The sequence below is a fragment of the Kitasatospora setae KM-6054 genome (assembly GCF_000269985.1).
GTDB classification, from domain to species: Bacteria; Actinomycetota; Actinomycetes; order Streptomycetales; family Streptomycetaceae; genus Kitasatospora; species Kitasatospora setae.
The window spans coordinates 4,759,517-4,784,155 of sequence record NC_016109.1 but is presented as its reverse complement, the minus strand read 5'-3'; the positions used below and the strand labels follow the sequence as shown (position 1 = coordinate 4,784,155).

The 24,639-nt window shown below is 71.5% G+C and carries 25 protein-coding genes and 2 tRNA genes; 7 read left to right on the top strand and 20 right to left on the bottom strand.

The annotated features are described in order from the left end of the window. Nucleotides 1–5: 5 nt before the first annotated feature. The 3 genes from KSE_RS21320 to KSE_RS42260 all read right to left on the bottom strand — a co-directional run bounded on the left by KSE_RS21320 (nt 6) and on the right by KSE_RS42260 (nt 3,544). Complete coding sequence (locus KSE_RS21320) at nt 6–701, bottom strand: DsbA family oxidoreductase (protein WP_014137409.1); 696 nt, start codon at nt 699–701, stop codon at nt 6–8. A 91-nt stretch (nt 702–792) separates the two neighbouring features. Further along, a complete protein-coding gene (locus KSE_RS21315) occupies nt 793–1,305 on the bottom strand; it encodes a universal stress protein (protein ID WP_014137408.1) in 513 nt (170 codons plus the stop codon). Nucleotides 1,306–1,441: 136 nt separating this feature from the next. After that, entirely contained in the window at nt 1,442–3,544 is a 2,103-nt protein-coding gene (locus tag KSE_RS42260) for an asparagine synthase-related protein (protein ID WP_014137407.1), read from the bottom strand. Nucleotides 3,545–4,207: 663 nt separating this feature from the next. Here KSE_RS42260 and KSE_RS21305 point away from each other — a divergent pair. From KSE_RS21305 to trmB, 3 genes are all read left to right on the top strand, one after another. After that, a complete protein-coding gene (locus KSE_RS21305; RefSeq protein ID WP_014137406.1) occupies nt 4,208–5,623 on the top strand; it encodes a hypothetical protein in 1,416 nt (471 codons plus the stop codon). An 82-nt stretch (nt 5,624–5,705) separates the two neighbouring features. Then, nucleotides 5,706–6,938 (top strand): L-2-hydroxyglutarate oxidase, encoded by a 1,233-nt coding sequence (lhgO, locus tag KSE_RS21300; RefSeq protein WP_014137405.1) that lies wholly within the window; start codon nt 5,706–5,708, stop codon nt 6,936–6,938. A gap of 105 nt (nt 6,939–7,043) precedes the next feature. After that, nucleotides 7,044–7,874, top strand: a complete 831-nt coding sequence (gene trmB, locus KSE_RS21295; RefSeq protein WP_014137404.1) for a tRNA (guanosine(46)-N7)-methyltransferase TrmB — start codon at nt 7,044–7,046, stop codon at nt 7,872–7,874. A gap of 19 nt (nt 7,875–7,893) precedes the next feature. On the opposite strand, the gene KSE_RS21290 is transcribed toward trmB, so the two are convergent. After that, nucleotides 7,894–8,340, bottom strand: coding sequence for a hypothetical protein (locus tag KSE_RS21290; protein WP_148283139.1), 447 nt, complete (start codon nt 8,338–8,340; stop codon nt 7,894–7,896). A gap of 283 nt (nt 8,341–8,623) precedes the next feature. Here KSE_RS21290 and KSE_RS38690 point away from each other — a divergent pair, with 283 nt between their 5' ends. Together KSE_RS38690 and KSE_RS21280 are read left to right on the top strand one after the other, a co-directional pair. Then, nucleotides 8,624–9,883, top strand: a complete 1,260-nt coding sequence (locus tag KSE_RS38690; RefSeq protein WP_051055301.1) for a PrsW family intramembrane metalloprotease — start codon at nt 8,624–8,626, stop codon at nt 9,881–9,883. Nucleotides 9,884–9,954: 71 nt separating this feature from the next. Next, nucleotides 9,955–10,028, top strand: a tRNA-Met gene (locus tag KSE_RS21280). Here the strand turns inward: KSE_RS21280 and KSE_RS21275 are convergent. Then, a complete protein-coding gene (locus KSE_RS21275; protein ID WP_063748435.1) occupies nt 10,026–10,460 on the bottom strand; it encodes a S1 domain-containing protein in 435 nt (144 codons plus the stop codon). The genes KSE_RS21280 and KSE_RS21275 overlap by 3 nt on opposite strands. A gap of 75 nt (nt 10,461–10,535) precedes the next feature. On the opposite strand from KSE_RS21275, the gene KSE_RS21270 reads away from it, so the two are divergent. Continuing rightward, nucleotides 10,536–10,609: transfer RNA gene (locus tag KSE_RS21270), tRNA-Met, on the top strand. 822 nt (nt 10,610–11,431) lie between these two features. After that, nucleotides 11,432–13,177 carry a group II intron reverse transcriptase/maturase gene (gene ltrA, locus KSE_RS21265; protein WP_331457826.1) on the top strand — a complete coding sequence of 582 codons (1,746 nt, stop codon included), beginning with the start codon at nt 11,432–11,434 and terminating at the stop codon, nt 13,175–13,177. A 286-nt stretch (nt 13,178–13,463) separates the two neighbouring features. Here the strand turns inward: ltrA and KSE_RS21260 are convergent, their stop codons facing one another. From KSE_RS21260 to KSE_RS21190, 15 genes are all read right to left on the bottom strand, one after another. Next, nucleotides 13,464–14,642 (bottom strand): methyltransferase domain-containing protein, encoded by a 1,179-nt coding sequence (locus KSE_RS21260; protein WP_014137399.1) that lies wholly within the window; start codon nt 14,640–14,642, stop codon nt 13,464–13,466. After that, nucleotides 14,639–14,782 (bottom strand): hypothetical protein, encoded by a 144-nt coding sequence (locus KSE_RS43410; RefSeq protein WP_014137398.1) that lies wholly within the window; start codon nt 14,780–14,782, stop codon nt 14,639–14,641. The genes KSE_RS21260 and KSE_RS43410 overlap by 4 nt, the downstream gene beginning before the upstream one ends. Before the next feature lie 338 nt (nt 14,783–15,120). After that, nucleotides 15,121–15,318, bottom strand: coding sequence for a hypothetical protein (locus KSE_RS21255; RefSeq protein WP_014137397.1), 198 nt, complete (start codon nt 15,316–15,318; stop codon nt 15,121–15,123). After that, nucleotides 15,315–15,515, bottom strand: a complete 201-nt coding sequence (locus KSE_RS21250; RefSeq protein WP_014137396.1) for a hypothetical protein — start codon at nt 15,513–15,515, stop codon at nt 15,315–15,317. The genes KSE_RS21255 and KSE_RS21250 overlap by 4 nt, the downstream gene beginning before the upstream one ends. Nucleotides 15,516–15,609: 94 nt before the next feature. Continuing rightward, entirely contained in the window at nt 15,610–16,458 is an 849-nt protein-coding gene (locus KSE_RS21245) for a helix-turn-helix domain-containing protein (protein ID WP_033260162.1), read from the bottom strand. A 27-nt stretch (nt 16,459–16,485) separates the two neighbouring features. Continuing rightward, on the bottom strand, nt 16,486–17,010 hold the full coding sequence (locus tag KSE_RS21240) for a DUF6879 family protein (protein ID WP_014137394.1): 525 nt from the start codon (nt 17,008–17,010) through the stop codon (nt 16,486–16,488). Next, nucleotides 16,982–17,242, bottom strand: a complete 261-nt coding sequence (locus tag KSE_RS21235; protein WP_014137393.1) for a hypothetical protein — start codon at nt 17,240–17,242, stop codon at nt 16,982–16,984. Before KSE_RS21235 ends, KSE_RS21240 begins: the two co-directional genes overlap by 29 nt. Before the next feature lie 173 nt (nt 17,243–17,415). After that, entirely contained in the window at nt 17,416–17,640 is a 225-nt protein-coding gene (locus tag KSE_RS46510; RefSeq protein WP_014137392.1) for an FDXHR family putative zinc-binding protein, read from the bottom strand. A 337-nt stretch (nt 17,641–17,977) separates the two neighbouring features. Further along, nucleotides 17,978–18,307 (bottom strand): HNH endonuclease, encoded by a 330-nt coding sequence (locus KSE_RS21225; RefSeq protein ID WP_014137391.1) that lies wholly within the window; start codon nt 18,305–18,307, stop codon nt 17,978–17,980. 2 nt (nt 18,308–18,309) lie between these two features. Next, entirely contained in the window at nt 18,310–19,065 is a 756-nt protein-coding gene (locus KSE_RS21220; protein ID WP_033260160.1) for a hypothetical protein, read from the bottom strand. Then, the gene (locus KSE_RS21215) at nt 19,058–19,642 is read right to left on the bottom strand and encodes a hypothetical protein (RefSeq protein ID WP_014137389.1); all 585 of its coding nucleotides are present in this window, start codon (nt 19,640–19,642) and stop codon (nt 19,058–19,060) included. The genes KSE_RS21220 and KSE_RS21215 overlap by 8 nt, the downstream gene beginning before the upstream one ends. 149 nt (nt 19,643–19,791) lie before the next feature. Next, on the bottom strand, nt 19,792–20,166 hold the full coding sequence (locus KSE_RS21210) for a hypothetical protein (RefSeq protein ID WP_033260159.1): 375 nt from the start codon (nt 20,164–20,166) through the stop codon (nt 19,792–19,794). Nucleotides 20,167–20,933: 767 nt separating this feature from the next. Next, a protein-coding gene (locus KSE_RS46505; RefSeq protein WP_456236163.1) for an IS630 family transposase occupies nt 20,934–21,997 on the bottom strand; the annotation gives its coding sequence in 2 pieces (ribosomal slippage) (nt 20,934–21,550 and nt 21,550–21,997; 1,065 coding nt in all). Then, complete coding sequence (locus KSE_RS21195; RefSeq protein WP_014137386.1) at nt 21,994–23,061, bottom strand: recombinase family protein; 1,068 nt, start codon at nt 23,059–23,061, stop codon at nt 21,994–21,996. The genes KSE_RS46505 and KSE_RS21195 overlap by 4 nt, the downstream gene beginning before the upstream one ends. Nucleotides 23,062–23,300: 239 nt before the next feature. Beyond that, nucleotides 23,301–24,488 (bottom strand): methyltransferase domain-containing protein, encoded by a 1,188-nt coding sequence (locus tag KSE_RS21190; RefSeq protein WP_014137385.1) that lies wholly within the window; start codon nt 24,486–24,488, stop codon nt 23,301–23,303. Between the last annotated feature and the right edge of the window lie 151 nt (nt 24,489–24,639).

Sequence of the window (24,639 nt, the reverse complement as noted above, 5' to 3'; positions counted from 1 at the left end):
TCCGCTCAGATCGCGCAGCTGCCGTCCTCGCAGGTGGCGGCGGGCGGGGCGAGCGGGGTGATCCGCTGGGCGGTCTCGGCCTCGACCTGGCGCAGCACCTGGAGGAAGGTCTCGGCCTCCTGGCCGCCCTGGACCGCCCACTTGCCCTCGAAGACGAAGGTGGGGACGGCGGTGACGCCGATCGCGCGGGCCTCGTCGAGGGCGGCGCGGGTCTCGGCCGCGCCCTCGTCGCCGGCCAGGTAGGCGGCGGCGCGCTCGCGGTCGATGCCGGTCTCGGCGGCGAGGCCGGCCAGCGCCTCGACGTCGCCGACGTTCACGCCCTCGGAGAAGTGCGCCTTGAGCAGCCGCTCCTTGAGCGCGGCCTGCACGGCCGGGCCGTACTCGGTCTCGGCGAGGTGCAGCAGGCGGTGCGCTCGGAAGGTGTTGACCTCGACGGCGGTGTCGAAGTCGTAGTCGATGCCGATGCCCTTGCCGACCTCGGTGATCCGGTCGTCCATGGCGAGGGACTGCGGCCCGTAGCGCTCGGCGAGCCACTCGCGGTGCGGCCGGGCCTGCTCGGGGGCGTCGGGGACGAGCTGGTAGGGGCGGTAGACGACCTCGACGCCGTCCTTGCCCTCGAACCGGTCGAGCGCCTGCTCGAAGCGCCGCTTCCCGACGTAGCACCAGGGACATGCGATGTCCGAGTAGATCTCGACCTTCATGGCGGGGTGCGCTCCTGTCCGGGGTGGCGGTGCGACGGCCGGGCGGCCGTTCGACAGAAGGTGAACGCTCAACCATCCGCGGACATTCCGGTCAGGGCCGCGCCGCCTCCGCCGTCTCCGCCGCGGGCGCCGGGACGACCAGCACCGGGCAGGTCGCGTGGTGCACGGCGGCGGTGCTGACCGAGCCGAGCAGCAGCCGGGAGAAGCCGCCGTTGCCGCGGGTGCCGACCACCAGGGTGTGCCGCCCGTCGGCGGCCCGCAGCAGCACGTCCACCACGTTGCCGAGGACGACGTGGAGGGTGAGCCGCCCGGCGTACGGGCGGGCCCGGGCGGACTGCACGGTGTCGACGGCCCGGCGCAGGCCGTCCGACATGCTCGCGGTCAGCCGCTCGACGCTCTCCTGGACCAGGTCGGCCATGCCGGGCGGGTAGCCGGTCGGCGAGGGGTTGACCACGGCGAGGACGTGCAGCGGCAGGCGGTGCGCCTCCGCCTCGGCCATCGCCCGGTCGAGGGCCCAGAGCGCGGCGTCCGAGCCGTCGCAGCCGACCAGGATCGCGGCGCCGGGCGGCGGCGGCGCGGCGTGGACGGGGAGGGTGGCGGTCATAGCGCGGGCTCCGGAGGGGGGACGGGCACGGGGTTCCCGACGCTATCCAGCCGCCGTCCGCCCGCCGCGCAGGCGCACCGGGCCTCCCCCGGCCTCCCCCGGCTCCGCCCCGGCCCGGCCCGGCCCGGCGGGCGGTTCAGGTCTCCAGCGCGGTGCGGCGCGGCGCGGGCAGGCCGGTCCAGGAGGAGCCGGGGCGGCGGGCGGCCAGCCGGCGCAGCCAGAGTTCGACGGCGAGCAGGTCGGCGAGCGCGGCGAGGGTGCCGGGCGGGGCGCTCTGCCCGGGGTCGGTGGCGGCGGCGAGGGTCTTGCGGGCGGCGGGGGCGTCGAGCAGGCCGGCCTCGCCGAGCAGCGGGCGGTCGAGCAGTTCGGTGAGCGCGGGCGCGGCGGCGCGCAGGCCGCGGCGGGCCGGGTCGTGCGGGTCGGGGCCCGGGGTGCGGCCCCAGCCGGCCGGGAGGTCGGTGCGGCCGGCGCCGGCCAGCACGGCGGCGAGCAGGGCGGGCCGGGCGCCGGGCTGGAGGCGCAGGTCGTCGGGGAGCAGGCGGGCGGCGCGGACCACCTGGTTGTCGAGGAAGGGGGCGTGCAGGCGCTGGCCGTGCTGTTCGGTGGCCTGCACCAGGGTGCGGTAGTGGGCGGCGTGCCGGTGCAGGGCGAGCCGGGCGCGGCGGGCGCCGGGGGGTTCGGTGGGGGCGCCGGCCCGGGCGGCGGTGCGCAGGTGCTGGGCGAGGGCGGCGAGCGGTTCGTCGGCGAGCAGGTGGGCGGCGGGCCCGGGGCGGTGCCAGGCGAGGTCGGCGGCCAGTGCGCGGCCCACCGTCCGCTGCTGTGAAGGCTCCTGACGGAGTGTCAGTTTCAGGGCCAGGTCGTCGAGGGCGTCGGCGTAGCGGGTGCGGGCCAGTCGGCGGGCGGCGCGCAGCACGGTGACGGGGGTGTGCAGGGTGCCGGTGAGGGCGCCGGCGGTGGCGCGGTCGGCGCCGGCCAGGGCGGCGAGCGGGGCGAGCAGGTCGAGCGGGCGGCCGGCGCGGACCAGGTCGGCGAGCCGGGCGGGGTGGCCGTCGAGGACCTGGCGGGCGCCGTGGCCGGTGAGGTGGTCGGCGCCGCCGGCCCGGTGCGCGGCGGCGTACCGGGCGGCGTCGACCAGGGCGGGGCCGGGTTCGTCGGTGAGCGGTCCGGCGAGCGGGTCGGCCAGGCCGGCGTACGGGACGACCGGCGGGAGGACCAGGTGGCGCAGGCGGGGGGCGTGCACGGCGAGGACGGGGGCGTCCTGCTCGCCGAGGGTGACGGCGGGCAGCGGCTCGGGTTCGGGGGGTTCGGCGCGGCGGGCCCAGGAGCCGCGGACGGCGCCGCTGCGGGCGGCGGGCCGGCTGTCGCCACCCGCTCCCCCACCCCCACCGCCGCCCCCGGCGGGCAGCGGGACGGCGGCGGCGAGCAGCGCGACGGTGGCGGAGGCGGTGCCGTAGGAGAGGTCGACGCCGAGCCGGGGCCGGTCGGCGGGCGCGGTGGCGCGGACCCGGCAGCGGACGGCGGCCAGCAGGGCGCGGGTGAGTTCGCGGACGGCGGGCGCCTCGCCGCGTTCGGCCGCCGGTTCGTCGCGGTGGTCGTCGTACGGGGTGTGGTCGGCGCGGCCGCCGCGGATGCCGAGCGCGTGGCCGGGCGGGACGCGGCGCACGCCGCGGTAGGGGGTGCGGTCGCCGAGCGCCTCGGGGGTGTCGGGGACGGCGAGCCGGGCGGCCAGGTGGGCGGCGTCGACGGGGGCGCCGACCAGGTCGGCGAGCGGGAGGGCGGCGGTGGCGTAGGCGGTGCCGCCGGCGAACGGGGTGTGGAAGGCCGGTTGGGCGCCGGACAGGTCGGCGAGCAGCACGGTGGAGCGGGTGCCGGTGCGCAGCACGACGGTGTAGCTGCCGGGCCAGTGGGTGAGGTGGCGCAGTGCGCCGCCGCGGGCGGCGGCGAGGCCGTCGGCGAGTTCGCGGTCGGTGGCGCCGCAGCGGCCGGCGACGGCGAGGCGCAGGGTGGCGGGGGTGTCGTGGTCGGCGTCGTCGGCGGCGTGGCGCGGGTCGAGTCCGCCGCGGACGGCGGCGGGGCCGCCGGGGCGGAGCACGGCGAGGCGGAGTTCGTCGGGGCGCCAGTCGCCGACCGCCCAGAGCGGGTTCGGGCCGCCCCAGAGCAGGGTGCCGGCGAGCGGGCGGACCGCGGCGAGGGCCGGGTCGGCGGCGGTCAGGCCGCTCCAGCCGGTGAGCCAGCGCATCGCGCCTCCCCTGTGGTGCCGTGGCGCGCGCTGAACTCCCGGGCGGGCGTTCGGGGTCGGCGCGCCGTCAGGAGACATCGTGCCACCGATGGGGCCGGTGGGAGCCGTGCTTTCGGGCACCGGGAGGGACGCACGGACCGGGCCTCCCCCTCCGGGGCCCGGGCCGTGCGGGTCTCGAACTCCCGTCCGGGGTACGGCCGGTGGCGACGGGCGGCGGTGCGGGAGCGGGTCACGGACGACACGGGCCGGCCGAAGTTGGCCGAAAGCCGTCGCACGGACCGGGAGGGCATCCGCATGCCCTCCCGGACGCGCAGCTGCCCGCGGGGAATTGAGGCAGCGTTTCCCCCGGCCCGCCGGGTCCTCGACGGCGGGCCGATCCACAGGCTTCAGCGAATCGTCCACCTGCCGTTGCGGCCAGGGGGCACGGGTGGCGCACGCGGGCACGGGACCGGAGCACGGGCGTCCGGCAACTGCCCGGGGAGCGGCCGGCGGGCGCCCCGCGGCGCGGTCCGGACGCGGCGCGTTCCCGCCAACCGGAATGCGGCCTCTTAACCGTCGGAACGCGGGCGACTACGCTAGGTGCAGCAGTCCGGCGGCGTACTGCGGTCCGGCCTGCCACGCCGCCATCCGCGCACGACGTCGCCCGGGGGTGCCAGCGCCACCATGACCGTCAGCTCACGAGGGCCGAACGACCGGCTCGGGGCCCTCCTCGCGCTTGCCCAGATCAGCAACGCCGGGCTCGCCCGCCGGGTCAACGACCTGGGCGCGCAGCGCGGCCTGACCCTCCGCTACGACAAGACCTCGGTGGCCCGCTGGGTGACCAAGGGGATGGTCCCGCAGCGCCCGGTGCCGCACCTGATCGCCACCGCGCTCGGCAACAAGCTGGGCCGCCCCGTCCCACTGGAGGAGATCGGCCTCGCCGACTCGCACCCGACGCCCGAACTCGGCCTGGAGTTCCCGCGCGAGGTGCCGGAGGCGGTCCGCTCCGCCACCGAGCTGTGGCGGGTCGACCTGGACCTGCGGCGCGGCCCCGGCGGCGGCCGGTGGAGCGACAGCCTGGCCGGCACCTTCTCGGTCGCCGCGTACGCCACGCCCGTCTCGCGCTGGCTGATCACGCCCGCCGACGGCTCGGTGGCCCGCGAGGCCGTCCCCGACCTGACCGGCTACCGGGTCGGGCACGCGGACGCCGCGAAGCTGCGCGAGGCCGCCCAGGAGGCCCGCCGCTGGGACTCCAAGTACGGCGGCGGCGACTGGCGCTCCTCGATGGTGCCGGAGTGCCTGCGGGTCGAGGCCGCCCCGCTGCTGCTCGCCTCGTACAGCGACGCGGTCGGCCGGGCGCTGTTCGGCGCCACCGCCGAACTGACCAGACTGGCGGGCTGGATGGCCTTCGACACCGGCCAGCACGAGGCCGCCCAGCGCTACTACATCCAGGCCCTGCGGCTGGCCCGGGCGGCCGGCGACGTACCGCTCGGCGGGTACGTGCTGGCCTCGATGAGCCTGCAGGCCGCCTACCGCTCCTTCCCGGACGAGGCGGTCGACCTGGCCCAGGCCGCCCTGGAGCGCAACCGGGGCCTGGCCACCGCCCGCACCATGAGCTTCTTCCACCTGGTCGAGGCCCGCGCGCACGCCAAGGCCGGCAACGCCGCCGCCTGCGGCACCGCGCTGGCCGCCGCCGAGACCGCCCTGGACCGCTCCCGCCCCGGCGACCCGGACCCGGCCTGGATCGACTTCTTCGCCTACGACCGGCTGGCCGCCGACGCCGCCGAGTGCTTCCGCGACCTCGGGGTCCCGTCCAAGGTCCGGCAGTTCACCCGCGAGGCGCTGGCCCGCCCGACCGAGGGCTACGTCCGCTCGCACGGCCTGCGGCTGGTGGTCTCGGCGATGGCCGAGGCCGAGGCCGGCGACCTGGACGCCGCGGTGGCGGCCGGCGAGCGGGCCGTCGAGGTGGCCGGGCGGATCTCCTCGCACCGCAGCCGCGAGTACGTGGTCGAGCTGCTGCGCCGCCTGGAGCCCTACCAGAACGAGCAGCGGGTCAGGGAGCTCACCGAGCGGGCCCGCCTGGTCCTCGCCACGTCCTGAGGCATCCGCCACCGCCCCCGCCCCCGCCCGTGGCACCATCGGGGGCGGGGAGCGGGTCTCACACAGCCGAGGGGTGGCGGGGTTGGAGCACGACGTCGAGGTCCTGGTGGTCGGCGGCGGCATCGTCGGCCTGTCCACCGCGTACGCGCTGACCCGCGAGCACCCGGGGACGCGGGTCGCCGTGCTGGAGAAGGAGTCCGCGCCGGCGGCGCACCAGACCGGGCGCAACAGCGGGGTGATCCACAGCGGCGTGTACTACCGGCCCGGGTCGCTGAAGGCCGCGTACGCGACCGGCGGGGCGCGCGAGATGGTCGCGTTCTGCCGCGAGCAGGGCATCGCGCACGAGGTCACCGGCAAGCTGATCGTCGCCACCGACCGGGCCGAACTGCCCCGGCTGGCCGCCCTCGCCGAGCGCGGCCGGGCCAACGGCATCCCGCTGGTCGAGCTCGACCCGGCCGGGATCCGCGGGTACGAGCCCGAGGTCACCGGCATCGCCGGACTGCACCTGGCCACCACCGGCATCTGCGACTACCCCGAGGTGGCCCGGCGCTACGCCGCGCTGGCCGGCGAGCGCGGCGCCGAACTGCGGCTGAACACCCCGGTGCTGGACATCGCCCGGCGCCCGGACGGCGTCACCGTCACCACCCCGCACGGCGAGGTCCGCTGCGCGGTGCTGGTCAACTGCGCCGGGCTGCACAGCGACCGGATCGCCCGGCTGGCCGGCGACGACCCCGGCGTGCGGATCGTGCCGTTCCGCGGCGAGTACTACGAACTCGCCGAGGAGCGGCGGAAGCTGGTCCGCGGGCTGGTCTACCCGGTGCCCGACCCGGCGTTCCCGTTCCTCGGCGTGCACCTCACCCGGGGCGTCCACGGCGACGTCCACGTCGGCCCGAACGCGGTGCCCGCGCTGGCCCGCGAGGGCTACGACTGGCGCACCCTGAACGTCCGCGACCTGGCCGAGACCGCCCGCTTCCCCGGCACCTGGACGATCGCCCGCCGGCACTGGCGGTACGAACTCGGCGAGCTGCGCCGCTCGCTCTCCAAGCGGGCCTTCACCGCCGCCGTCCGCCGTCTGCTGCCCGCCGTCACCGAGGCCGACCTGGTCCCCGCCACCGCCGGCGTCCGCGCCCAGGCGGTGGCCCGCGACGGCACCCTGCTGGACGACTTCGCCTTCGCCGGCTTCGACCCGGCCGACCCGCGCTCCCCGCGCCGCACCGTGCACGTCCTGAACGCCCCCTCCCCCGCGGCGACGGCCTCGCTCGGCATCGGCCGCGAGGTGGCCCGCCGGGCGGTGGCGGCGCTGCGGGCGGGGTGAGCGGCGCCGCGGGCGGGGCGCGGGCGGAGGCGTAACGGTTCTCTCCCGTACCGTCCGGATCGGGCCCTCCGGGCGGGCTGCGGACTCCCTTAGACTGGTGCGATTGTGACCTCCTCCGCCCCCAGCCCCCAGTTGTCCGCGTCGGCCCGGCTCTCCGCCGCCCCGGCGGCGTACCCCGCGCCGATGTACCCGCACAAGGCCACCGAGGCCCAGCACCGCGAGCAGCGGATCCGCAGCTTCCAGCCGCGCCGCGGCCGGATGACCAAGGCGCAGGCGAGCGCGCTGGACCGCGGCTGGGAGCGGTTCGGGCTGGCCATCGACGGGACCCCGCTGGACCTGCCGACCCTGTTCGAGGGCCGGCCGGTGACGCTGGAGATCGGCTTCGGGATGGGCGACACCACGGCGGCGATGGCCGCCGCGGACCCGACCGCGGGCATCCTCGCGGCGGACGTGCACACCCCGGGCCACGGCAACCTGCTGCAGTTCCTGGAGCGGGACGGCTCGGAGAACGTCCGGCTGGCGGCGGGCGACGCGGTCATCCTGCTCCGCGACATGCTGCCGGACGCCTCGCTGGCGGGCCTGCGGGTGTACTTCCCGGACCCGTGGCCGAAGCCCAAGCACCACAAGCGCCGGCTGATCCAGTCCTCGTTCCTGGAGCTGGTGCTGCCCCGGCTGGCGCCGGGCGCGCTGGTGCACTGCGCGACCGACTGGGAGCCGTACGCGGAGCAGATGGTCCAGGTCCTGGAAGCCTCCCCCGAGCTGGAGAACCTGCACCCGGAGGGCGACGGCTCCGACTGGCTGGAACCGGCCGAGCACCCGGCGGGCACCCGGCCCGGCTACGCGCCGCGGCCGGACTGGCGCCCGGTGACGAAGTTCGAGCGGACCGGCCTGGCCAAGGGCCACGTGGTGCACGACCTGCTGTTCCGCCGCCGCTGACCGCTCCGCGCGGGGAGGATCAGGCGGTGGCCTTGCCGGCGGCGACCAGCGCGCCGAGCGCCGTCCGCTGGACGTGGGCGAGCAGGGCCACCGTCACCGCGCCCATCGCCAGCGCGAACAGCACGTGCCCGAGCGCACCGGTCACCGCCGCGCCGAGCAGGCCCAGCACCAGATGGCTGCCGACCCGCAGGCCGACCAGGCCGAACGCGACCTTGCGGGTCCCCCGGCCGCGCCACAGCAGCCTGGCGAGCCTCAGGCGGCCGCGCATCAGGGTCAGCGAGACCGCCAGGTTGACGGCCCCCAGCGCGACCAGCGCGGGCCAGCACCCCGGCGCGGCGCGCAGCAGGTCGAAGGCCCCGGCCAGCAGGCCCTCGAAGCCGAAGAACCAGACCGGCAGCCGCAGCTCCGCGACGGTGGCGGTCGGCTCCACCCCCGGCACCGCGCCCGGCTCCACAGCCGGTTGCACGCCCGGTTCCACGTCTGCCCTCACGCCCGGCCCCACGCCCGGTTCCGTGGTCGCCGCCAGCACGCTGCCCATCCGGATCTCCCCCTGTTTCCCGGTCCTTCCCGACGTCCACCACTGTGCCCGCGCGGGCCGGACCGGCCCCAGGCCCCGGCGTCACCGGTCCGGCATGACGGATGTCACGGACGGTGGACGGGCCCCGGCGAGCTGACGATGGGTCATCGCGCGGACACGGATCGTACCGACCCCTCCCCCCGGAGCGCGGGCTTCCCCTACGCTTCTGCAGGTGAGCAGTCCGCCCGGCGGCGAGGCACCCCCCGGCCCGCCCGGGGTGGCCGCCGCCACGGCCGCCGGCTCCCCGACTCCCCCCACCGGCGCGCGGTCGCTTCCGGAGCCGACCGCGCGCCGGTCCGGCGGCCTGCTCCCGGAGCCCTCGCGGCGCCCGCCGCAGCCGGCACCGCCGGCGCTGCGCGGGCGGATCCCCGGCCAGCAGGGCGGCGGGACGCCGAGGCCGCCGGGGCCGGGCCGGGTCCGGTCGCTGGGGCGGCGGCTGTGGCCGCTGCGGCGGCCGGCGCTCTCCTCGGCGGTGGCGGCGCTGGCGCTGGCCGGCTCGGGGGTGCTGATCCTGCGCCTGGTGCAGCGGCAGACCGGGACGACGGGGCTGCTGGTCGGCCTGGGCCTGGCGCTGCTGCCGCTGCCGTTCGTGCTGGGGGCGCTGGCCTGGCTGAACCAGACCGCGCGGGTGCCGGTCCGGCACTCGCTGTTCTGCCTGGCGTGGGGGGCGTGCGCCGCGACCACGATGGCGATCCTGGCGAACGGGTGGGCGAGCGACTTCCTGATCGCCCACCGGGGCGCGCGCGGGGAGACGCTGGGCGCGGAGTTCGCGACGCCGCTGATCGAGGAGCTGGCCAAGGGCGCGGCGCTGCTGGTCCTGCTGCTGCCGCTGCGGCGGCGGCACCGCTGCGAGGAGGGCCGCCCGTGCGGCCGGCTGCGCCGCCTGCTGTGGCACCGGCCGGGCCGCCCGGCGCACTTCCGCCCGTCCCCGGCGGGCCGGGTCCGGGCCCGCTCGCGGCCGCGCACGCTGGCCGCCGGGGTGGTGCTGGGCGGGGTGACGGCCTGCGGCTTCGCGTTCACCGAGAACGCGCTCTACCTGGGCCGGGCCTTCACCGCGGACCGGCAGGCCCGGCTGGACGCGATCGGCCTGGGCGAGTCGCCCAGCCTGCGGGACTTCGACGGGACGGTGCACACCTTCGTCCTGCGGGCCCTGCTCTCCCCGTTCGCGCACCCGCTGTTCACCGCGCTGACCGGCCTCGGCCTCGCCCTGACCCTGGCCACCGGCCGCCGCTGGCTCGCCCGCCTCGGCGCCCCGATCGGCCTGCTGCTGGCGATGGGCCTGCACGGCGTCTGGAACGCCGCCGCCGGCCTGGGCACGGACGGCTTCCTGCTGGTCTACGGCCTGGTGATGGTCCCGTGCTTCGCCGCCCTGGTCTGCTTCGCGGTCTGGGCCCAGACCCGCCGCACCCGGCAGCCGTCCCGCCCCGACTGAGCTGCGGGAACGCCCCGGACGGAAACCGATTTCCCTTTCCGTCGGGGCTCCCGTAGAGTCGTGTTCACCGACGCGGGGTGGAGCAGCTCGGTAGCTCGCTGGGCTCATAACCCAGAGGTCGCAGGTTCAAATCCTGTCCCCGCTACTCAGTAGCCCGAAGGCCCGGAGGCACCGCCTCCGGGCCTTCGGCGTTCCCGCCAGGGAGCAGTTCCGCAACCTCGGCCGCGGCCGCGGCCCGGGCCTGGTCGATCGGTTCCGGCTCCGGCCAGCGCGGGCGGTGCTCGGCCCGCCAGGCGGCGAAGTCCTCGGCCAGGTGGCGCGGGTCGACCGGCTTGAGGCGCAGTTGCGGACGATCGTCGGCCCACCAGACCTCGTACTCGGCCCGTTCGCCGACCCGCGGCCAGCGCTGGGCGTCCGCCGGCAGCAGCAGGACGTCGACGAAGCCGCCGACGGGCAGGCCGACGTCGACGAAGATCCCGGTCGCGCCCGGGTTCGGGACGGCGGTGACCGTCCCGGTGAGCCGCTGTCCGAACCGCAGTCCGGCGCGGATCCGCGCCCATTCCGTGGGGTTCACCATCCGGGCATCCTGGCAGCCGCCGGGTGGCGGTGGTGCGGCTCCCCCGTCGCGGTGCTGTAGGGTGGTGTTCACCGACGCGGGGTGGAGCAGCTCGGTAGCTCGCTGGGCTCATAACCCAGAGGTCGCAGGTTCAAATCCTGTCCCCGCTACTCAGTAGCCCGAAGGCCCGGAGGCACCGCCTCCGGGCCTTCGGCGTTCCCGCCGGAGGATCCCGGCGAATAAATCCGTTGCCCGGGACGGTGGGCGGTGCCTATGGTGGCCGCACACTGAAAGGAGGTGATCCGTGCGACGCGGAAGTCGCTGCCTTTCAGCGGCCCACAGCCAGGAGAGAGACGTGGGCCCCGACCCGTGACCGATGGTCGGTCCCCAGCCTCGGGTGCGTCGGCGGTAACGCCGGGGTGCTGAGCCGAGGTGGTCAAGCCCAAGAGCAGGACGGGCCATCGTCCAGCAACAGGCGAAGGGGAAGCTCGGACGGGAGAGCGAAAGCGAACCCTTGTTCTTACAGGTCGTTATCCTTACGCCGCGTCAATGGCATGTAGTCGGCGGCGGAAACCTCTGGTGCTGCGAAGCACAACACGGCGCGAAGCCTTTTTACTGGCTCATGGGGTTGAATCACCCCGCGCGTAGGTCACCGTGGAGGTCGGCTTAAAGAGGGCTCCCACCCCGAGCGCAACTGAGGGCAGTGGAACGCGGAAACCCCGTATCGGTCCGGTGTGTCAGCCGGTAGGCCGGAGGCAACGAAGGCTGAACTCCGGTGCGGGAACAGGAAGGTCCAAGAAGCGAACGCCGCCAGGGCGAAAGCCCGGGGGAAACGCCGGAATCAAGGGAACTCTCTCCCTCCGGCCATAACCCGGCGGATACCGGCAGGTGCCGGACGCGAAAGCGGGCAGACGTGGACCTGGTAGGCCATGTAGTGATGATGAGGCGGAGACTTGCACCGAGGCGCAAGTTGGACTGAGAGGGGGACGCACGTGCTCGACACTGGCGTGGGCCCCTCGATGAACGGAACCGAGGGCGACGCCGAATTCTGGCACAGCATCGACTGGCGCCAGGAAGAGGAGTCCGTAAAGCGACTCCGTCAGCGAATCTACAGGGCCGCTCGTGCAGGAAACCTGAAGCAGGTGCGCAACCTGCAAAAGCTCATGCTGAGGTCCAGGGCCAACACACTGACGAGTGTCAGGCGGGTCACCCAGCAGAGCACCGGAAAGAAGACGGCGGGGATCGACGGGGTAACGGCCCTCGATCCCGAGAAGCGGGGAAGGCTGGCACGGCAGGTCATCGCCGTAGCGGAGATCCCCGCCACACCCGTCAAGCGTGTGCACATCCCGAAGGCGAACGGCAGGACGAGACCGCTCGGCATCCCGGTGATCCGGGACAGGGTCCACCAGGCACGGGTCAAGAACGCTCTTGAGCCGGAATGGGAGGCCCGGTTCGAGGGGCGGAGCTACGGCTTCCGCCCTGGACGGAACTGCCAGGACGCGATCGAGTCGATCTTCAAGGTCATCGCCAAGAAGGACTGCCGCAGGCCGTGGGTTCTCGACGCGGATCTGTCGGCGGCCTTCGACCGCATCAGCCACCAGCACCTGATGGACTCGCTCGGTCTCTTCCCGGGGCGCGAGCAGGTCCGGGGGTGGCTGCGGGCCGGTGTGATGGAGCAGGGCACGTTCGCCCACACAGTGGAGGGCACCCCGCAAGGCGGGGTCATCAGCCCCCTGCTGCTGAACGTGGCCCTGCACGGGATGGGCGACGCCATCGGCGCGAACCTCCCCACCGGAGGGAAGCACATGGCGTCGCCGGCTCTTGTCCGGTACGCGGACGACTTCGTGGTGCTGTGCGGCACGAAGGAGGAAGCGGAGGATCGCAGGGGTGAACTCGCGGAATGGCTGGCACCCAGAGGGCTTTCCTTCAACGAGGAGAAGACGCGCGTCGTCCACCTCGACGAAGGATTCGACTTCCTGGGGTTCAACGTCCGTAAGTACAACGATAAGGCGATCATCAAGCCAAGCAAGGACGCGGTACAGCGGGCCAGGAAGAGGATCAAGGAGACCATCCGCAGGCATCGGGGTCAACCGGCTGAAAATCTGGTCGATAAACTGAACCCGTACGTCCGGGGCTGGTCAACCTACTACCGGCACGTTATCTCGAAAGAAACCTTCGGGAATCTCGACACCTATACCTATTGGGCCTTGAGGCGATGGGCGCTGTACTGCCATCCGAACAAGACCGGCCGATGGATTCGGGAAAGGTACTGGGGTCAGCATCGGAAGGGGAGGAACGACAGGTGGGTGTTCGGCAATTCCGACAGACACCTGACGAAATTCTCCTGGACGCCGATCGTCCGACACATCGCGGTCAAGGGGGATTCGTCCCGCGACGACCCGGCGTTGGAGGACTACTGGAGGAACCGGGCCCGGAAGCGAATGCCCAGCGTGGAATCCAAACGGATTCTGGCGATGGCAGACCGGCAGAAGGGACTGTGTCCCAGGTGCGGACAGGACCTGATCGAGGGCGCGGGGTACGACCCCGATGACGTCCGGGATTGGGCGAGGTGGTTCACCGCCTCGTATCGGGGAGTGCACGTGCACCACCTGACCTACCGCAGTAAAGGTGGCAGCGACCACCCGAGCAATCTGGAGCTGATTCACACGCTGTGCCACCGGCAACTCCATGCCGGCGACCGGAGAAAGGACCTGAACAGTGGCCAAAAGCCCGCTTGAGCCGGATGCGGTGAACAGCCGCACGTCCGGTTCTGAGGGGGCCGGGGCGCAGCAATGCGCTCCGGCTACCCGACTGAGTTGAGTAACTACGCAACTGCGCACGTAAGCGCGTCTGACTCGCTCGGGCGCGCCTCCGCTGAGGTTACGGCCTAGCCGTAGCCCAGCGGACGGGAACGCGCAGAAGTTGTCGTGCCCCCGGGACCCCCTCAAATCGAGGCCCCGGGGGTTCGGCATGTCGGGGCCCGGCCGCCCGTGGGGGACGTGGTGACCGCCGGGCCGGTCTGGGTCAGCCTCGGACGGGAACCGGGTTCTCCGAATGGTCCAGCCACACCGTGTGGCCGTTCGGGGTCACGGTGAGTCCGAAGCGGTCGAAGTCGGGACGGCCTTGGTCGTCCCACCAGCGCCAGGCGGCCTCCACCTCGTCCCAGAGGTTGCGGGGGCCGGACTGGTACACCTCGTACTCCGTGCGGTCCCGCTCGTAGTCGGCGGAGGCCCACGACCGGGTGTCCCGGCTGTAGAGCCACAGCGTGTACGCGCCGTTGTCGTAGCGCTCCGCCCGCCAGAACGTCCCGGGCACGGCCGCCCCGATGACGAACTGCTCGAACCACCCACCTGTGTCCGGAGGGGCCAGCGTGGTGGTGCTTCTCGCGGCGTCGGCAGGCCATTCCCGGCCACGTAGGTAGTCCTCGAAGGGCGGCCGGTCGGTGCGCTGCTGGCGCAGCCGCATGAACGCCGAGCTTCGGGTGAACGTGCCGTGCGCGCTGGTCCCGTCGTCGTTCACGGTCAGCCGGACGATCTGCTCTCCGCCGTACTCGGTGCCGAACGGGGCAACGATGATCCCGCCGGGGGCCGTCTGCTCCAGCCAAGCCGCAGGGATCTCCAGCAGGGAGCACGTGGCGATGATCCGGCTGTAGGGAGCGCCCTTGGCCCACCCCGACCGCCCGTCTCCCTCGATCACGGTTGGCTCAAGTCCGGCCCGGTCCAGGTTCGACCGAGCGCCACGGGAAACGTTCGGGTCGTACTCGACAGTCACCACGTTGGCGTCGCCCTGGCGGTGAGCCAGCAGGCCGGCGTTCCAGCCCGTCCCGGTCCCGACCTCCAGCACCGTGTCACCGGGGCGTACGTCGAGGTCTCGGAGCATCGAAAACACCATCGTGGGCATGGAGTTGGATGAACTCGGGGTCGTGCCCAGCCCGTCGCCCTCGTGTTCTCCGTCGTCCCACTGCGTGGTCAGCGGGATGTCCGAGTAGACCGCCCTTCGCCACGCCTCGGGATCCTGCGACCGGTACACGACGGGGTTCTGTTTCGTGCCGTCCGCGATGCCCGGCCAGATGCGATCCGGGACGAACAGCTCACGGGGCACGGCCTTGAAGGACGGGAGCCAGTCCGAGGAAAGCGCGCCGCTGGCCACCAGCGCGGAGGCGAGCCCCTGGGGACCCGCCTCCTTGAGCGTCTCGCCGGTCACTTGCCGCCCGCCGGGCTCTGGCCGTCCGAGGTGTTGCCGCCCTCGTCGGACCCGCCGCCGCCGTGCCCGGAGCCCTTGTTGCTGTCGTCCTGCTGCTTGCCGCCGTCACCGGCGCCCGTGCCGCCGCCGCGCTTACCCATCTCAGTACCTCCGTGCCGTTTGACCCAACTGGCTTTTGCCTGCCGGGTTTTGCGACCCGTCCCGGCCATTCCTTCCCCAGGTGGCCGGGACGGGAGTTCTGTTGGGCGCGTCAGCGCCTCGGGTGGTTCGCCTCACGCACCCGGGCCAGCAGCACCGCCCGGCGCTGCCGATCCTCCGGCGACAGGGGCACCTCGGTGTGCTCCTCCGGGCTGAGAACGGGCCGGGGCCCGGCGGGCCGCCTACGGGGCCACGGGTGGGTCCTCAGCCACTCGAAGGGGCCACGGGTTCAACGTCCCCGGAGGGGACCTGTACGGCCGCCTGGCGGTCGTCCTGGCGGTCACTCATCCGGGTCCGCCTCCGGGTTCGTGCACTCGCCGTCGTCGGCGTGCCGCTGCCGCCACCTGACCAGGTGCCGCGCAATGGTGGGGTTCGTGTCGGCCGGGTACTGCGCTTCGACCCCGTCGAAGTAGGCGCATTCAAGACAGGGGTTCTCCGGCGCACTGACAGCCGGGGCGGAAGCCGTGGGCAGCGTCATGCGGCCCCCTTGTCGGGGCACACATCGGCACCGCAGGTGCAGAACGGCCAGTCCTTGGGGATGCCTCGCTCCATGGCCTTGGCGGCGTACGCCGGGTCGTAGTCGGCCAGCGCATCGCCGACGGGAGCGCGCTGGCGTTGCTCGGCCCGGTACTCGGCGCGGGTCTTGGTCTTGCGAGTGTTGGTGCTCACCGCCATGGGGCCACTCCCTCGGACTGCTCAGAACCGATGAGCAACACGCTAGGGACCTAGGCGAGTTGGACTCTACAAAGTTGCATGAGATTGCACGGATTCACCCCAGTGCCTCAATCGCCGACGTGATCAACGCCCTTGCCTGGGACCCGTGGACTGCCAGCTCTGCCAGCCTCTCGAACGCGCGCCCGTACTCTGCAATCTCGCTGGGAGTCTTGACATTGACTCCTGCCGTGAGCAGTTCCACGGCGACGTGCTGATCATCGAAAATGTAGAACGCTTCCAGCGGCCAAATTCGGCGCGGTGCCGTAAACGGAATAATCCCGAGACTGACCCGAGGAAGCGCCATCACTGCGAGGAGATATCCCAGCTGGGCCGCCATAGCCTCGGAATCACCAATTCGATAGCGCAGAACAGTTTCTTCCATCAACAATGCGAATCGGTGATTTCCTTCGCGGATCACATGAGCCCTAGCCATGCGGGCCTCTACGGCCTCCGCCACATCATCCGGCGTGCCCTGAAATTCAGTGATGGAGGCCATCAGGGCAGTGGCGTATCCCGGCGTTTGAAGCATTCCCGGCACAACATTGGAAGCGTAAACGCGAAATTGGCGCGTGCGCTCCCAAAGGGGAACGACCTCTTCTTGCGCGCGGCGCATTCCATTGCGCTGCAACTTTTTCCACTGAACGTACATAGAGTCCGCAGTGCGATTTGCCGCAATGAGGTCATCCGCCTGCCCGGCAGCTCCGCACGCTTCACACCAGGAACGTATGTCAGCATCGGAGGGTGGGGTCTTCCCGTTCATAATCCGAGAGGACTTCGAGGGATGCCACCCACAGCGGATAGCCAGCTCCCGCCCCGTCAACCCCGCATCTAGGAGCAGTTCCCGCAGTCGGGCCGCCACGGCTTCGCGGGCGTCTTGAGCACTAGATGATGGAGATGAAGGCATGAGCTAGCTATCCGATATGTTGATGGGTCAGACTTTGTACTCGTCGTGCGGGATTCCCGAATCCCATACCGCCGTAAATGCAGACGCGCACAGCTGGGCAACGTCCGGGACAGCGCTCAGCTCCTGTCCCGCCCAATCACCGTTTCCAGTGAAGTGGTTGAACAGAACGATTTTCTCGTCAAAGAGCCAGAAGTCGTTTCCGGGGAGCGCGATCCCGGACGCCAGCCGACGGGGAAGCCATCGAATCTCCTCGCCCGCCGCAATGTTCACGACCGTGCCGGCGTGCTCCCACCGGATGTAATCCGTAACCGGCTCCGAAACAATGCGAGCGCGGCGAACCTTGACGCCCCGGGCTACCGTCTCAGAAATGACGGATACCCAGGGAGCCCAGTACGGCGACGTGGGATCAGAATCCCGCTTTCCGGAGGTCACCCAGCGGTCGAAGTCCTCGGACTCGTCGCCGACGCCGTATGCATCACGCATTTCTAGATGAACTGCGGAGTGCCTGGCCTCTTTCAGAAGCTCAAAGAAGTCCGGCTCGCTCTGCGGCATCGCACGCCTCCCTCAGAATAGGAATCATTCGCGTGGGGAACCTGATCACGTCCTCGTTCTCAGGGATTTCGGTAGCGTGCCCGGGTGCCGTGTTCTGTTCACACTGTTCCTTCAAGGCCGGAGACGCCTTCCAGCCCAGGAACACGAGTTCCTTCTGCTCTGCGTCCACCCAGACAGTCGGTGATCCCTGCTGCTGCGTCTCGGGGTCGATCCCGATGAACTCTAGTGTCATCGTGCCCTCCGTGCTGTGCTGGTTGCATGGATGTGCACGACCATCACTCAAAGCGGCGATGTCGTCAAGGCAGCATGCAAGTTGATCATGCGTCAGGCACGGAGGCGCACGCCCGAAACAACGAAGGGCCCCCGTCCTGCCCAGCGAGGGGCGGAACGGGGGCAAGGGCGCGCTCAGAGATCCGGGTAGGGCTTCCGGTGCCAGAGGCCCCGGGCGTCCTGCCAGAGTGCGGCCGTGGCCGGTGGGAGGCACCTCCGGGCGTTGTGCGGGCCGGTTCGGTGGGCGTCGCCTGCTCGGGTGCTGGCGAAGGTCTCGTGACAGGCCGGGCAGTGCTCGGCGCGCTGGCCGCTCCACTGCCGACCGCATGGCGGATGGACGAAGGGTGTTCGGATGGGCATCTCCAGTCTTCTAGCCACGGTGGGTACTTGGCGGGCCGTGGCGGGTTCGGTGGACCCGTTGGGGCCCCGGCCGGCTGCCGGGTCGACCAGGGCCCCGGGTGGCGGCTCTGTAGGGGTTCTGGGCCTGGCGGGCCCCACGCGTGCGCGGGCGGGCGCGCAGGTGCACCCGCGCTGTGCATGCGCGGGTGGGCCGGACGGCGAATCAGGCGCCGGGCCAGGTCACAGCGGGTGACAGGCGGGCCCGGCCGGAACTCCCAGACCCGTAGAGAGGCCGATTCCTGCTATCGACACCGATCCCTGAGAGAGACCAAGGGAGCCCTCCCCCACCCCTCCCCTGCTACGCAACGTAACCAGGGTGCTCGGGTGGCTTGCGCAGCCGTGAGTACCGGCCGCCGGGCTTCCGGCCAGCAGCGGCGGCCAGACCGCCGTCACGGCCCGACTTCACCCCGTGGTGGTAGCTGCACAGCGCTTGCAGGTTGCTCGGGCTGTGGTCGTCGCCGGGGATCACGTGGTCACAGTCGGACGCCACCTCGGGGCAGCGCTGGCCCGTGTCCGCCCGCATCCATTCGCACTGCCAGCCAGCGCGCTGCATGATGCTGCGGCGAAGCGTGACCCAGTTGCGCGGCAGCCCTGCCCGCCGGTCGCTGCCCTCCCATGCCTGGCCCACGGTCACCATCCTCGGGTGCCGAAAGCTGCCGACGGTACGGCCAGCGGGTTGTGCTCCTCCGCCGGGTCGGCGTCGGGGCTCAGCCGTCCAGGCAGGCCGCCGGGGTAGGTGGTCGAGTACTCCAGCCGGTCAGAGGCGATCCGGTCCAGCGCTCGCCGGTCGGTGTCCCACGTGATCCCGCCACGGGGGGCCATGATCCGCCACTGCCGCTCGTTCGCTCCCCACGGCTGGGCAAGGTCGCCATCCATGTCCTCAACTGCCGTTGCGTAGATGCTGAGTTGATCCATGAGAGCCGTAAGCCGAGCGGTCGTGGCCAGCGCCTCGGTACGGGTCTTCTCGACTTCCTCGCAGATCGTCTGTCGCCAATCCGCACGGACGGCGATGGCTGCGGCCTTCACCGCGTGAGCCGCTTCGACGGCCAGTTCGTACAGCGGCACCTGCTGACGCTCGGCCTCGGCAAGCTTGTTCTCCAGCGGTCCCCGGTTCGTGGCCTTGGGCAGTGGCTTGCCGTCGCGGAGCGCGTCCTTGGCGGCCCTGGCGTCCTTCTCGTCCAGGCCCGCCAGCTCCACGCGGAGCGCGCCCACCAGGTCGTTCACGGCGTCCCGGCGTTCCCGAGTGCTCTCCAGCTCGGCGAGGGCGGCCCGGACGGAATCCGGGGTCATCAGGTCAACGTAATGCGGGATGGCCATTTCGGCCTGGGTGTGGAGCATTTCAAGGCGCTTTGCGCGCTCCTGCTCGGGCGTCAGGTTCTCAGTCAAGGGTGTTCTCCATGGTCGTGTTGGCGGAATGCGATGCAATGAATTCGCGGTTCTCGGCAATGAGCGCATCGGCATTGCTGATCACGTCAGCGCGCTGCGCCACCTTTTGGCTGGCCATTTCGGCAGCGTGCTCGGCGGCCTCACGCTCGGCGCGCGCGGCATTCTCGGCAACCTCTCGGGCCTCAGCCTCGGCGGCTTCCTGCTTCTCGGAAATCTCGGCCGTCAGCTGCTCGACTACGTCCAGGACGGCGCCGTAATTCCGCTGAGCCTCGGCCCGACTTGGCGAGACCCCCAAAAGGAATTCCTCGGCCGGCGCGGGGGTGCTGTTCCCCGTTTCCTTCGGGGAGAAGTCGGCGGGGAACATTCCGCGTGCAGCCCCGCTGACTGTCAGTACCAGCGGAATGGCGTACGGAATCGAGTGCCCGCCGGTCTTCTCGGCGTGGCTGAGTACAGGATCTGACAACCAGCCGACAACGGGCCGGTAGGCCAGGACCGGACGGCCCTCCGGTGAGAACGTGAGAATGCTCGCCGTCGCCTCCAGGTTGAGCAGGAAGTGAGCGTTGCGGAACTCGGTCATTCGCAGTCACCTGCCGTTTCATCGGCGTCAGTAGGGTCGGCCCAGAAGTGCCAGCCGAAGCCCCCATTCCCCTTTGAGCCCTCTGGGTTGAGGACTCGAATGGTGAGATCCGGGTTTTCCGGCGGTCCGCTGTTCTCGGTCATTGACGTTCAGCTTCCCAGTCGGCGGGCCATGATGGTGGCCGCGAGCTTTATCGGGTCAATGTCCAGATGTGACGGCGGCTGATCAACTGCGCCGCCGGTCGGCAGAATGGACTTCGGCTGAGTGCGCAGGTTTGCGGGCATGGCCCGAATTTCCTCCATGAGGCGATCGGCGTCCGCCTTGATTTCAGCTTCGGTAGTTCCGCTCAGCCGGCCAGCCAGTCCCAGAGAAAGGCCGGAGGACTTCGCCGCCTTCTCCCGCATGGCGGTGATCTCCGGCGAGTTCACGTCCGGCGAAGCAGCCTGCGCGGCGCGACCTTCCTTGACATCCTCTTCTGCCATGACATTCGCCATGACCGAGCTGACGAATTCCCTGCGATCCATCGCAGCTTCCTTTCTGTTTGTGCATGCAAAAGCCCTGCGCTGCCGGAGATCGGCGGAACAGGGCGAAGTCATAAGCTATTCAGTTAGCGCCAGGGGACGCCGAGAAGCCGGGGGTCTCACCACCCCGGCACCTGTGGCTACTCGGAGCGGCTAACGTCCTCCCGTCCGTCCCCTGGCGTCAGAGTCGACCGGGGAGCCATAACGGCAGCAGCGGCAGCGGCCTTACGCAGCCGGTACGCCTTCTGGCTGTGGGCGTTCGAGCAGTACTTGCGGGCCCGCCCCAAGCCGTCCCATCCGGCGTTGTTCTCACAGTCCACAAGGGCGCACACCGCATCCCAGCGCGCTGCCTCGGCGTCCTCGCGCCGGGCCCTGGCCGTATGTACCTCACACCAGGCCCCGTGGCCGTTGGCGTAGTCGGCAGCGTCCCCGCAGACATCGCAAGGGCGCCCCATGAGATCAGCGGTGGTCCGCTTCTCGGCCCGCTTGATCGCCTGCCGACACGCGTTCGAACAGACGGCGCGCTGGCGGCCCCGCAGGGCCTTCCCGCACCGGTCGCAGACGGTTCCGATGATCAGCAGAACCGGGCTCCCATGATGGTGTTGGGAAAGTGGGGTGGCGGTGACACAGGTTTCCCAGTTACCCCTACAGAGCTATTTCTGAGTACTGCTATAGCTAGATACGGAAGTAGGTACAACACTTACTCTCTTTCCTAAGAACTCGTAACACGATCACGGCGTCAGCTTCTGAACTTGAACTCGTGATGTCGGTCAGCCATCCATGATCAAGCCGGTCCCGACGAGGCAGCCGTCGACGAGGTGGGGACGGTACTGGATCATCTTGAGCTTGCGCTTGACGGCCCGGGTCAGCTGGCCGAGGTCGGCGGCCGCGAGGTTTCCGATGTCGCGTTTGACCAGCGACCAGATACCCTCCTGCGGGTTGAGGTCGGGCGCGTAGGTGGGCAGCTGAAAGACGGTCAGCCAGTGCGCGTTGGCCTCGAAGAACGCCCTGAGCGGTGGCACGAGGTGGATGCGGGCGTTGTCCCACACGAGGACGAGCGGGCCGCCGAGCTGGACGCGGGCGCGGACGACCAGGTCGCGGAAGTCGCGCCAGCCGAAGCCCTTCGGCTCGCCCTTGCGTCCCCGGTACTCGCGGATCGCGTAGATCAGCCGGGACCGTTCGCCCGGCTTGTAGCAGGCCATGCCCGCCATCGAGACCCGGCCGGATCCCCGTCCGCGCACGCGGACCACCGGCGTGCGCCCGATGCGGCCCCAGGTTCTGGCGCGCGGCGGAGTCATCGACTGCCCGGCCTCGTCCTCGAAGACGACCCAGGCGCCGAGGGCCGCCGCGGTGCTCTTACCAACGGCCAGGTCTCCTTCTTCCACAACTCCACCGCCGCGTCGTCGCGCTCGATCGCCCGGCGGGCCGGCTGCTGCCACGACCAGCCGTGCCGCTTCAACAGCCGCCAGGTGCCCTCCACCGTGTACGACACGTGGAACAGCCGGCCGATCAGCGTCTTCACCCGCGCCAGCGTCCACCGCTGATCGGCCCAGCCGTGGACCAGCGGGCCGCGCTCCAACTCCCGCTCCAGCCTGGCGATCTGCTTGTCACTGAGCCTCGGGCGCCCGGGCGATCCCTTGGACAGGACCCCGGCCTCCCCACGCTCGCGCCAGGCCCGGCGCCACCGCTCCACCGACCGCTCACTCACCCGCAGCCCGGCAGCGATCTCCCCGTTCTTCTGCCCGCCCTCGAAGCGTTCCACAGCCTGCAGCCGCAACCGCTCCCGCGCGGCCCTCCCGGCGTCGGTCAACCCACCGCCCTGCGCATACCTCATGTCCCAGGGCTACCGGAACCAGTTCGGCCCTGTCGGGCGAACAGCTCCGACATCACCCAATCAAGTTCAGTCGCTCGGGAACGGCCCTTGAGAACGTCCTGGAGCTGGTACCACCTGATCGGCTCCATGAGCCCCTTGTGGGCTGCCATCGGAGCCCCGGTCTTGTCCCGCATGATCTCCCTGCGGCGGCGCTTCCCGTCCGGGTCCGTGACCCACTCAGCGGCGAAGCCACCAAGGGCGGGGTGGCGCAGCAAGGTGTTCAAGGTGCCCACATCCCAGAGCGGCGGGCAGTCAGGGTCAGCCGGTGTGATGTTGCTGCGCGACCGGCCGGACCGCTTCCGCCCGGCGGCCAGCGCCAACGCTCCGGGGGACGGCTCACCCTTCTCGTTGAGGCTCTGCACGATGCCTGACACCGTCTCGCCGTCCATGACGCGATCAACGATCTTGAGCACGGTCGGGGCCGTCTCGGGGTCCGGTACGAGCTGAGAGCGGACCAGCTTCCCTTCCTTGACCCGCTCGGTCTTCATGCCGAACGGCGGGCGGCCAGACACGTGGCCACCGATGGCCTTCAGCTCAGCCTTGGCCTCGGATATGTGCGCAGACTTCAACTCCGACTCCTGCTGAGCCAGCGCAGCGATGAGGGCGAACACCGCCACCCCGATGGGGTGCGTGGTGTCAAGGAACGGCTCCTCGACAGAGACCAGGCGCACGCCGTGCTGCATGAACACGTCGTTGATGCGCATGGCCTCCATGGCGCCCTGGCGGGTCAACCGGGCCAGCGAGAAGACGACCACCACGTCTACTTCGCCCGCGCGCACCGCCGCCATCATGGCGTCGAACCCGGCCCGTTCGGTGTCGGGGTCCCATCCGGACTTACCGATGTCCTGGAAGACGCGACCGGTCTTCCAGCCCTTGCCGTCGGCCAGGGCAGTGCCCCGGGCGATCTGGGATTCGGTGGAGGTCTCCGACTCGTCCACGCGTCGCTTCGACTGGCGGGCGTAGATCACTGCGCGAACGGACTCTAGTTCTGTCTGCCGGATGTTCCGGCTCACGTACGGGGTCATAGTGCGCAGCATCCTATGAACATGAGTTCTTTCAGGATGCGTGAGGTGGCTGCTCGCTAGAGCCGCCCCTGCCTGTGCAGCGGTGAGGCCGTCGAGGTCTCCGGCTCAGGCTAATTCCCAGCAGTCACCCGGCCCGTGGGCTCACCGGTACATCCCCGGTGCCCCGGCCGCCGTCCCCAGGGCCCGGGGGCGGCGGCCGGGGAGCAGCCCACGGGTCGTCTGCGTTTCCGGGCCCGGGGTCAGTCTCGGATCGGTACGGGGTGGTCCGGATGGTCCAGCCACGGCACCGTGCCGTCCGGTCCGACCGTGAGGCCGAACCGGGCCGGCCCGGGCCTGCCCTGGTCGTGCCACCAGGTGAGCGCCTGCTCCACGGCCTGCCAGAGCCTCCGGGGACCTGCCTGGTACACGGTGGTTTCGGGCTGGTCCTTGCGCCACACCACGGCCGCCCATGACCGGTCGGACAGGCTGTAGGACCAGGCCACGGTGGTGTCCTCGTCCTGGTGGTGGACCAGGTGCGTCACGTCGGGCACGGCCAGCCCGGTGACGAACCGCTGGACTGCCCAGCGTCCGCCGAGATCGTCCGCCGTGAGCGTCGTCCGGTCCTTCGTATCGGCGTTGCCGGGGAACTCCGGTACGTAGGAGGCGTGTTCGGGGAAGGCGAGGCGCTGGTTCCGCGACTTCATGAACTCCACCATCTCGGTGAAGTGGCCGGACGCCGTGTCGTCGGGGGCGACACGGAGCTTGACCACGGCGTCCAGCGGGCTGAAGTCGGTTCCCCAGGGGGCCAGGATGACGCCGCCGGTCCGAGACTGTCCGATCCACGCCTGAGGGATCTCGCGGACCCCGTACGTCGCGATGATCCGGTCGTACGGTCCGCTCTTGGGCCAGCCGAGCTGACCGTCCCCGGTGATCAGCTCGGGTGCGAGTCCGGCGCGTGCCATGTTCTCGGCGGCCGTGGCCGACACGTCCTGGTCGTACTCGACGCTGACGACCTGCTGTGAGCCGAGGCGGTGTGCGAGCAGTGCCGCGTTCCACCCGGGCCCGGTGCCCGCGTCGAGGGCCCGCATGCCCGGCTTGACGTCCAGGTCGCGCAGCATCGACATGACGACGCTCGGCATGCTGAGGCTGCTGGTCGGCACGGTGCCCGGCTCCGGCCCGTCGTGCTCGCCGTCATCGAACTGCGTGACCAACGGGACGTCGGCCTCCGTGGCGGCCTGCCAGGCTGCCGGGTCGGTGTCCCGGTCCACCAGCGCGCTGCGGCCGGTGGCCATGTCGTGCGACCAGACGCGCGAAGGCGTGAACAGCGAGCGGGGCACGGCGTTGAACGTGTCGGCCCAGTCCGGGGACATGTGGCCGGTGGAGAGCAGGAACCGCCCCGGCTCGGAGCCGGGGCGGTCCGCACCCTCCTCGCGGAGGGCGTCGTTCACTTCCGGTGGCCCCCGTCTCCGGGCGGAGAGCTACCGTCGGGGGACGGCGGCGGCGGGGGCGGCGGGGGCTGGATCGGGGCCGGGTTGCCCCCGTGCCCGCCATCGGCGTTGAGCATGAGAGTCGCCTCCCTGCATCGGCGGAGCCGGCGGC

Coding starts and splice junctions, on each gene's coding strand:
- KSE_RS42260 (WP_014137407.1), bottom strand. CDS start 3,544: ATGCGCTGGCTCACCGGCTGGAGCGGCCTGACCGCCGCCGACCCGGCC.
- KSE_RS21215 (WP_014137389.1), bottom strand. CDS start 19,642: ATGACCGAGTTCCGCAACGCTCACTTCCTGCTCAACCTGGAGGCGACG.
- KSE_RS21250 (WP_014137396.1), bottom strand. CDS start 15,515: ATGGCGGTGAGCACCAACACTCGCAAGACCAAGACCCGCGCCGAGTAC.
- KSE_RS21255 (WP_014137397.1), bottom strand. CDS start 15,318: ATGACGCTGCCCACGGCTTCCGCCCCGGCTGTCAGTGCGCCGGAGAAC.
- KSE_RS21195 (WP_014137386.1), bottom strand. CDS start 23,061: ATGACCCCGTACGTGAGCCGGAACATCCGGCAGACAGAACTAGAGTCC.
- KSE_RS21245 (WP_033260162.1), bottom strand. CDS start 16,458: ATGCCTTCATCTCCATCATCTAGTGCTCAAGACGCCCGCGAAGCCGTG.
- KSE_RS21240 (WP_014137394.1), bottom strand. CDS start 17,010: ATGCCGCAGAGCGAGCCGGACTTCTTTGAGCTTCTGAAAGAGGCCAGG.
- KSE_RS43410 (WP_014137398.1), bottom strand. CDS start 14,782: ATGGGTAAGCGCGGCGGCGGCACGGGCGCCGGTGACGGCGGCAAGCAG.
- KSE_RS21315 (WP_014137408.1), bottom strand. CDS start 1,305: ATGACCGCCACCCTCCCCGTCCACGCCGCGCCGCCGCCGCCCGGCGCC.
- KSE_RS21275 (WP_063748435.1), bottom strand. CDS start 10,460: ATGGTGAACCCCACGGAATGGGCGCGGATCCGCGCCGGACTGCGGTTC.
- KSE_RS21235 (WP_014137393.1), bottom strand. CDS start 17,242: ATGACACTAGAGTTCATCGGGATCGACCCCGAGACGCAGCAGCAGGGA.
- KSE_RS21320 (WP_014137409.1), bottom strand. CDS start 701: ATGAAGGTCGAGATCTACTCGGACATCGCATGTCCCTGGTGCTACGTC.
- KSE_RS21305 (WP_014137406.1), top strand. CDS start 4,208: ATGACCGTCAGCTCACGAGGGCCGAACGACCGGCTCGGGGCCCTCCTC.
- KSE_RS46510 (WP_014137392.1), bottom strand. CDS start 17,640: ATGCCCATCCGAACACCCTTCGTCCATCCGCCATGCGGTCGGCAGTGG.
- KSE_RS21210 (WP_033260159.1), bottom strand. CDS start 20,166: ATGGATCGCAGGGAATTCGTCAGCTCGGTCATGGCGAATGTCATGGCA.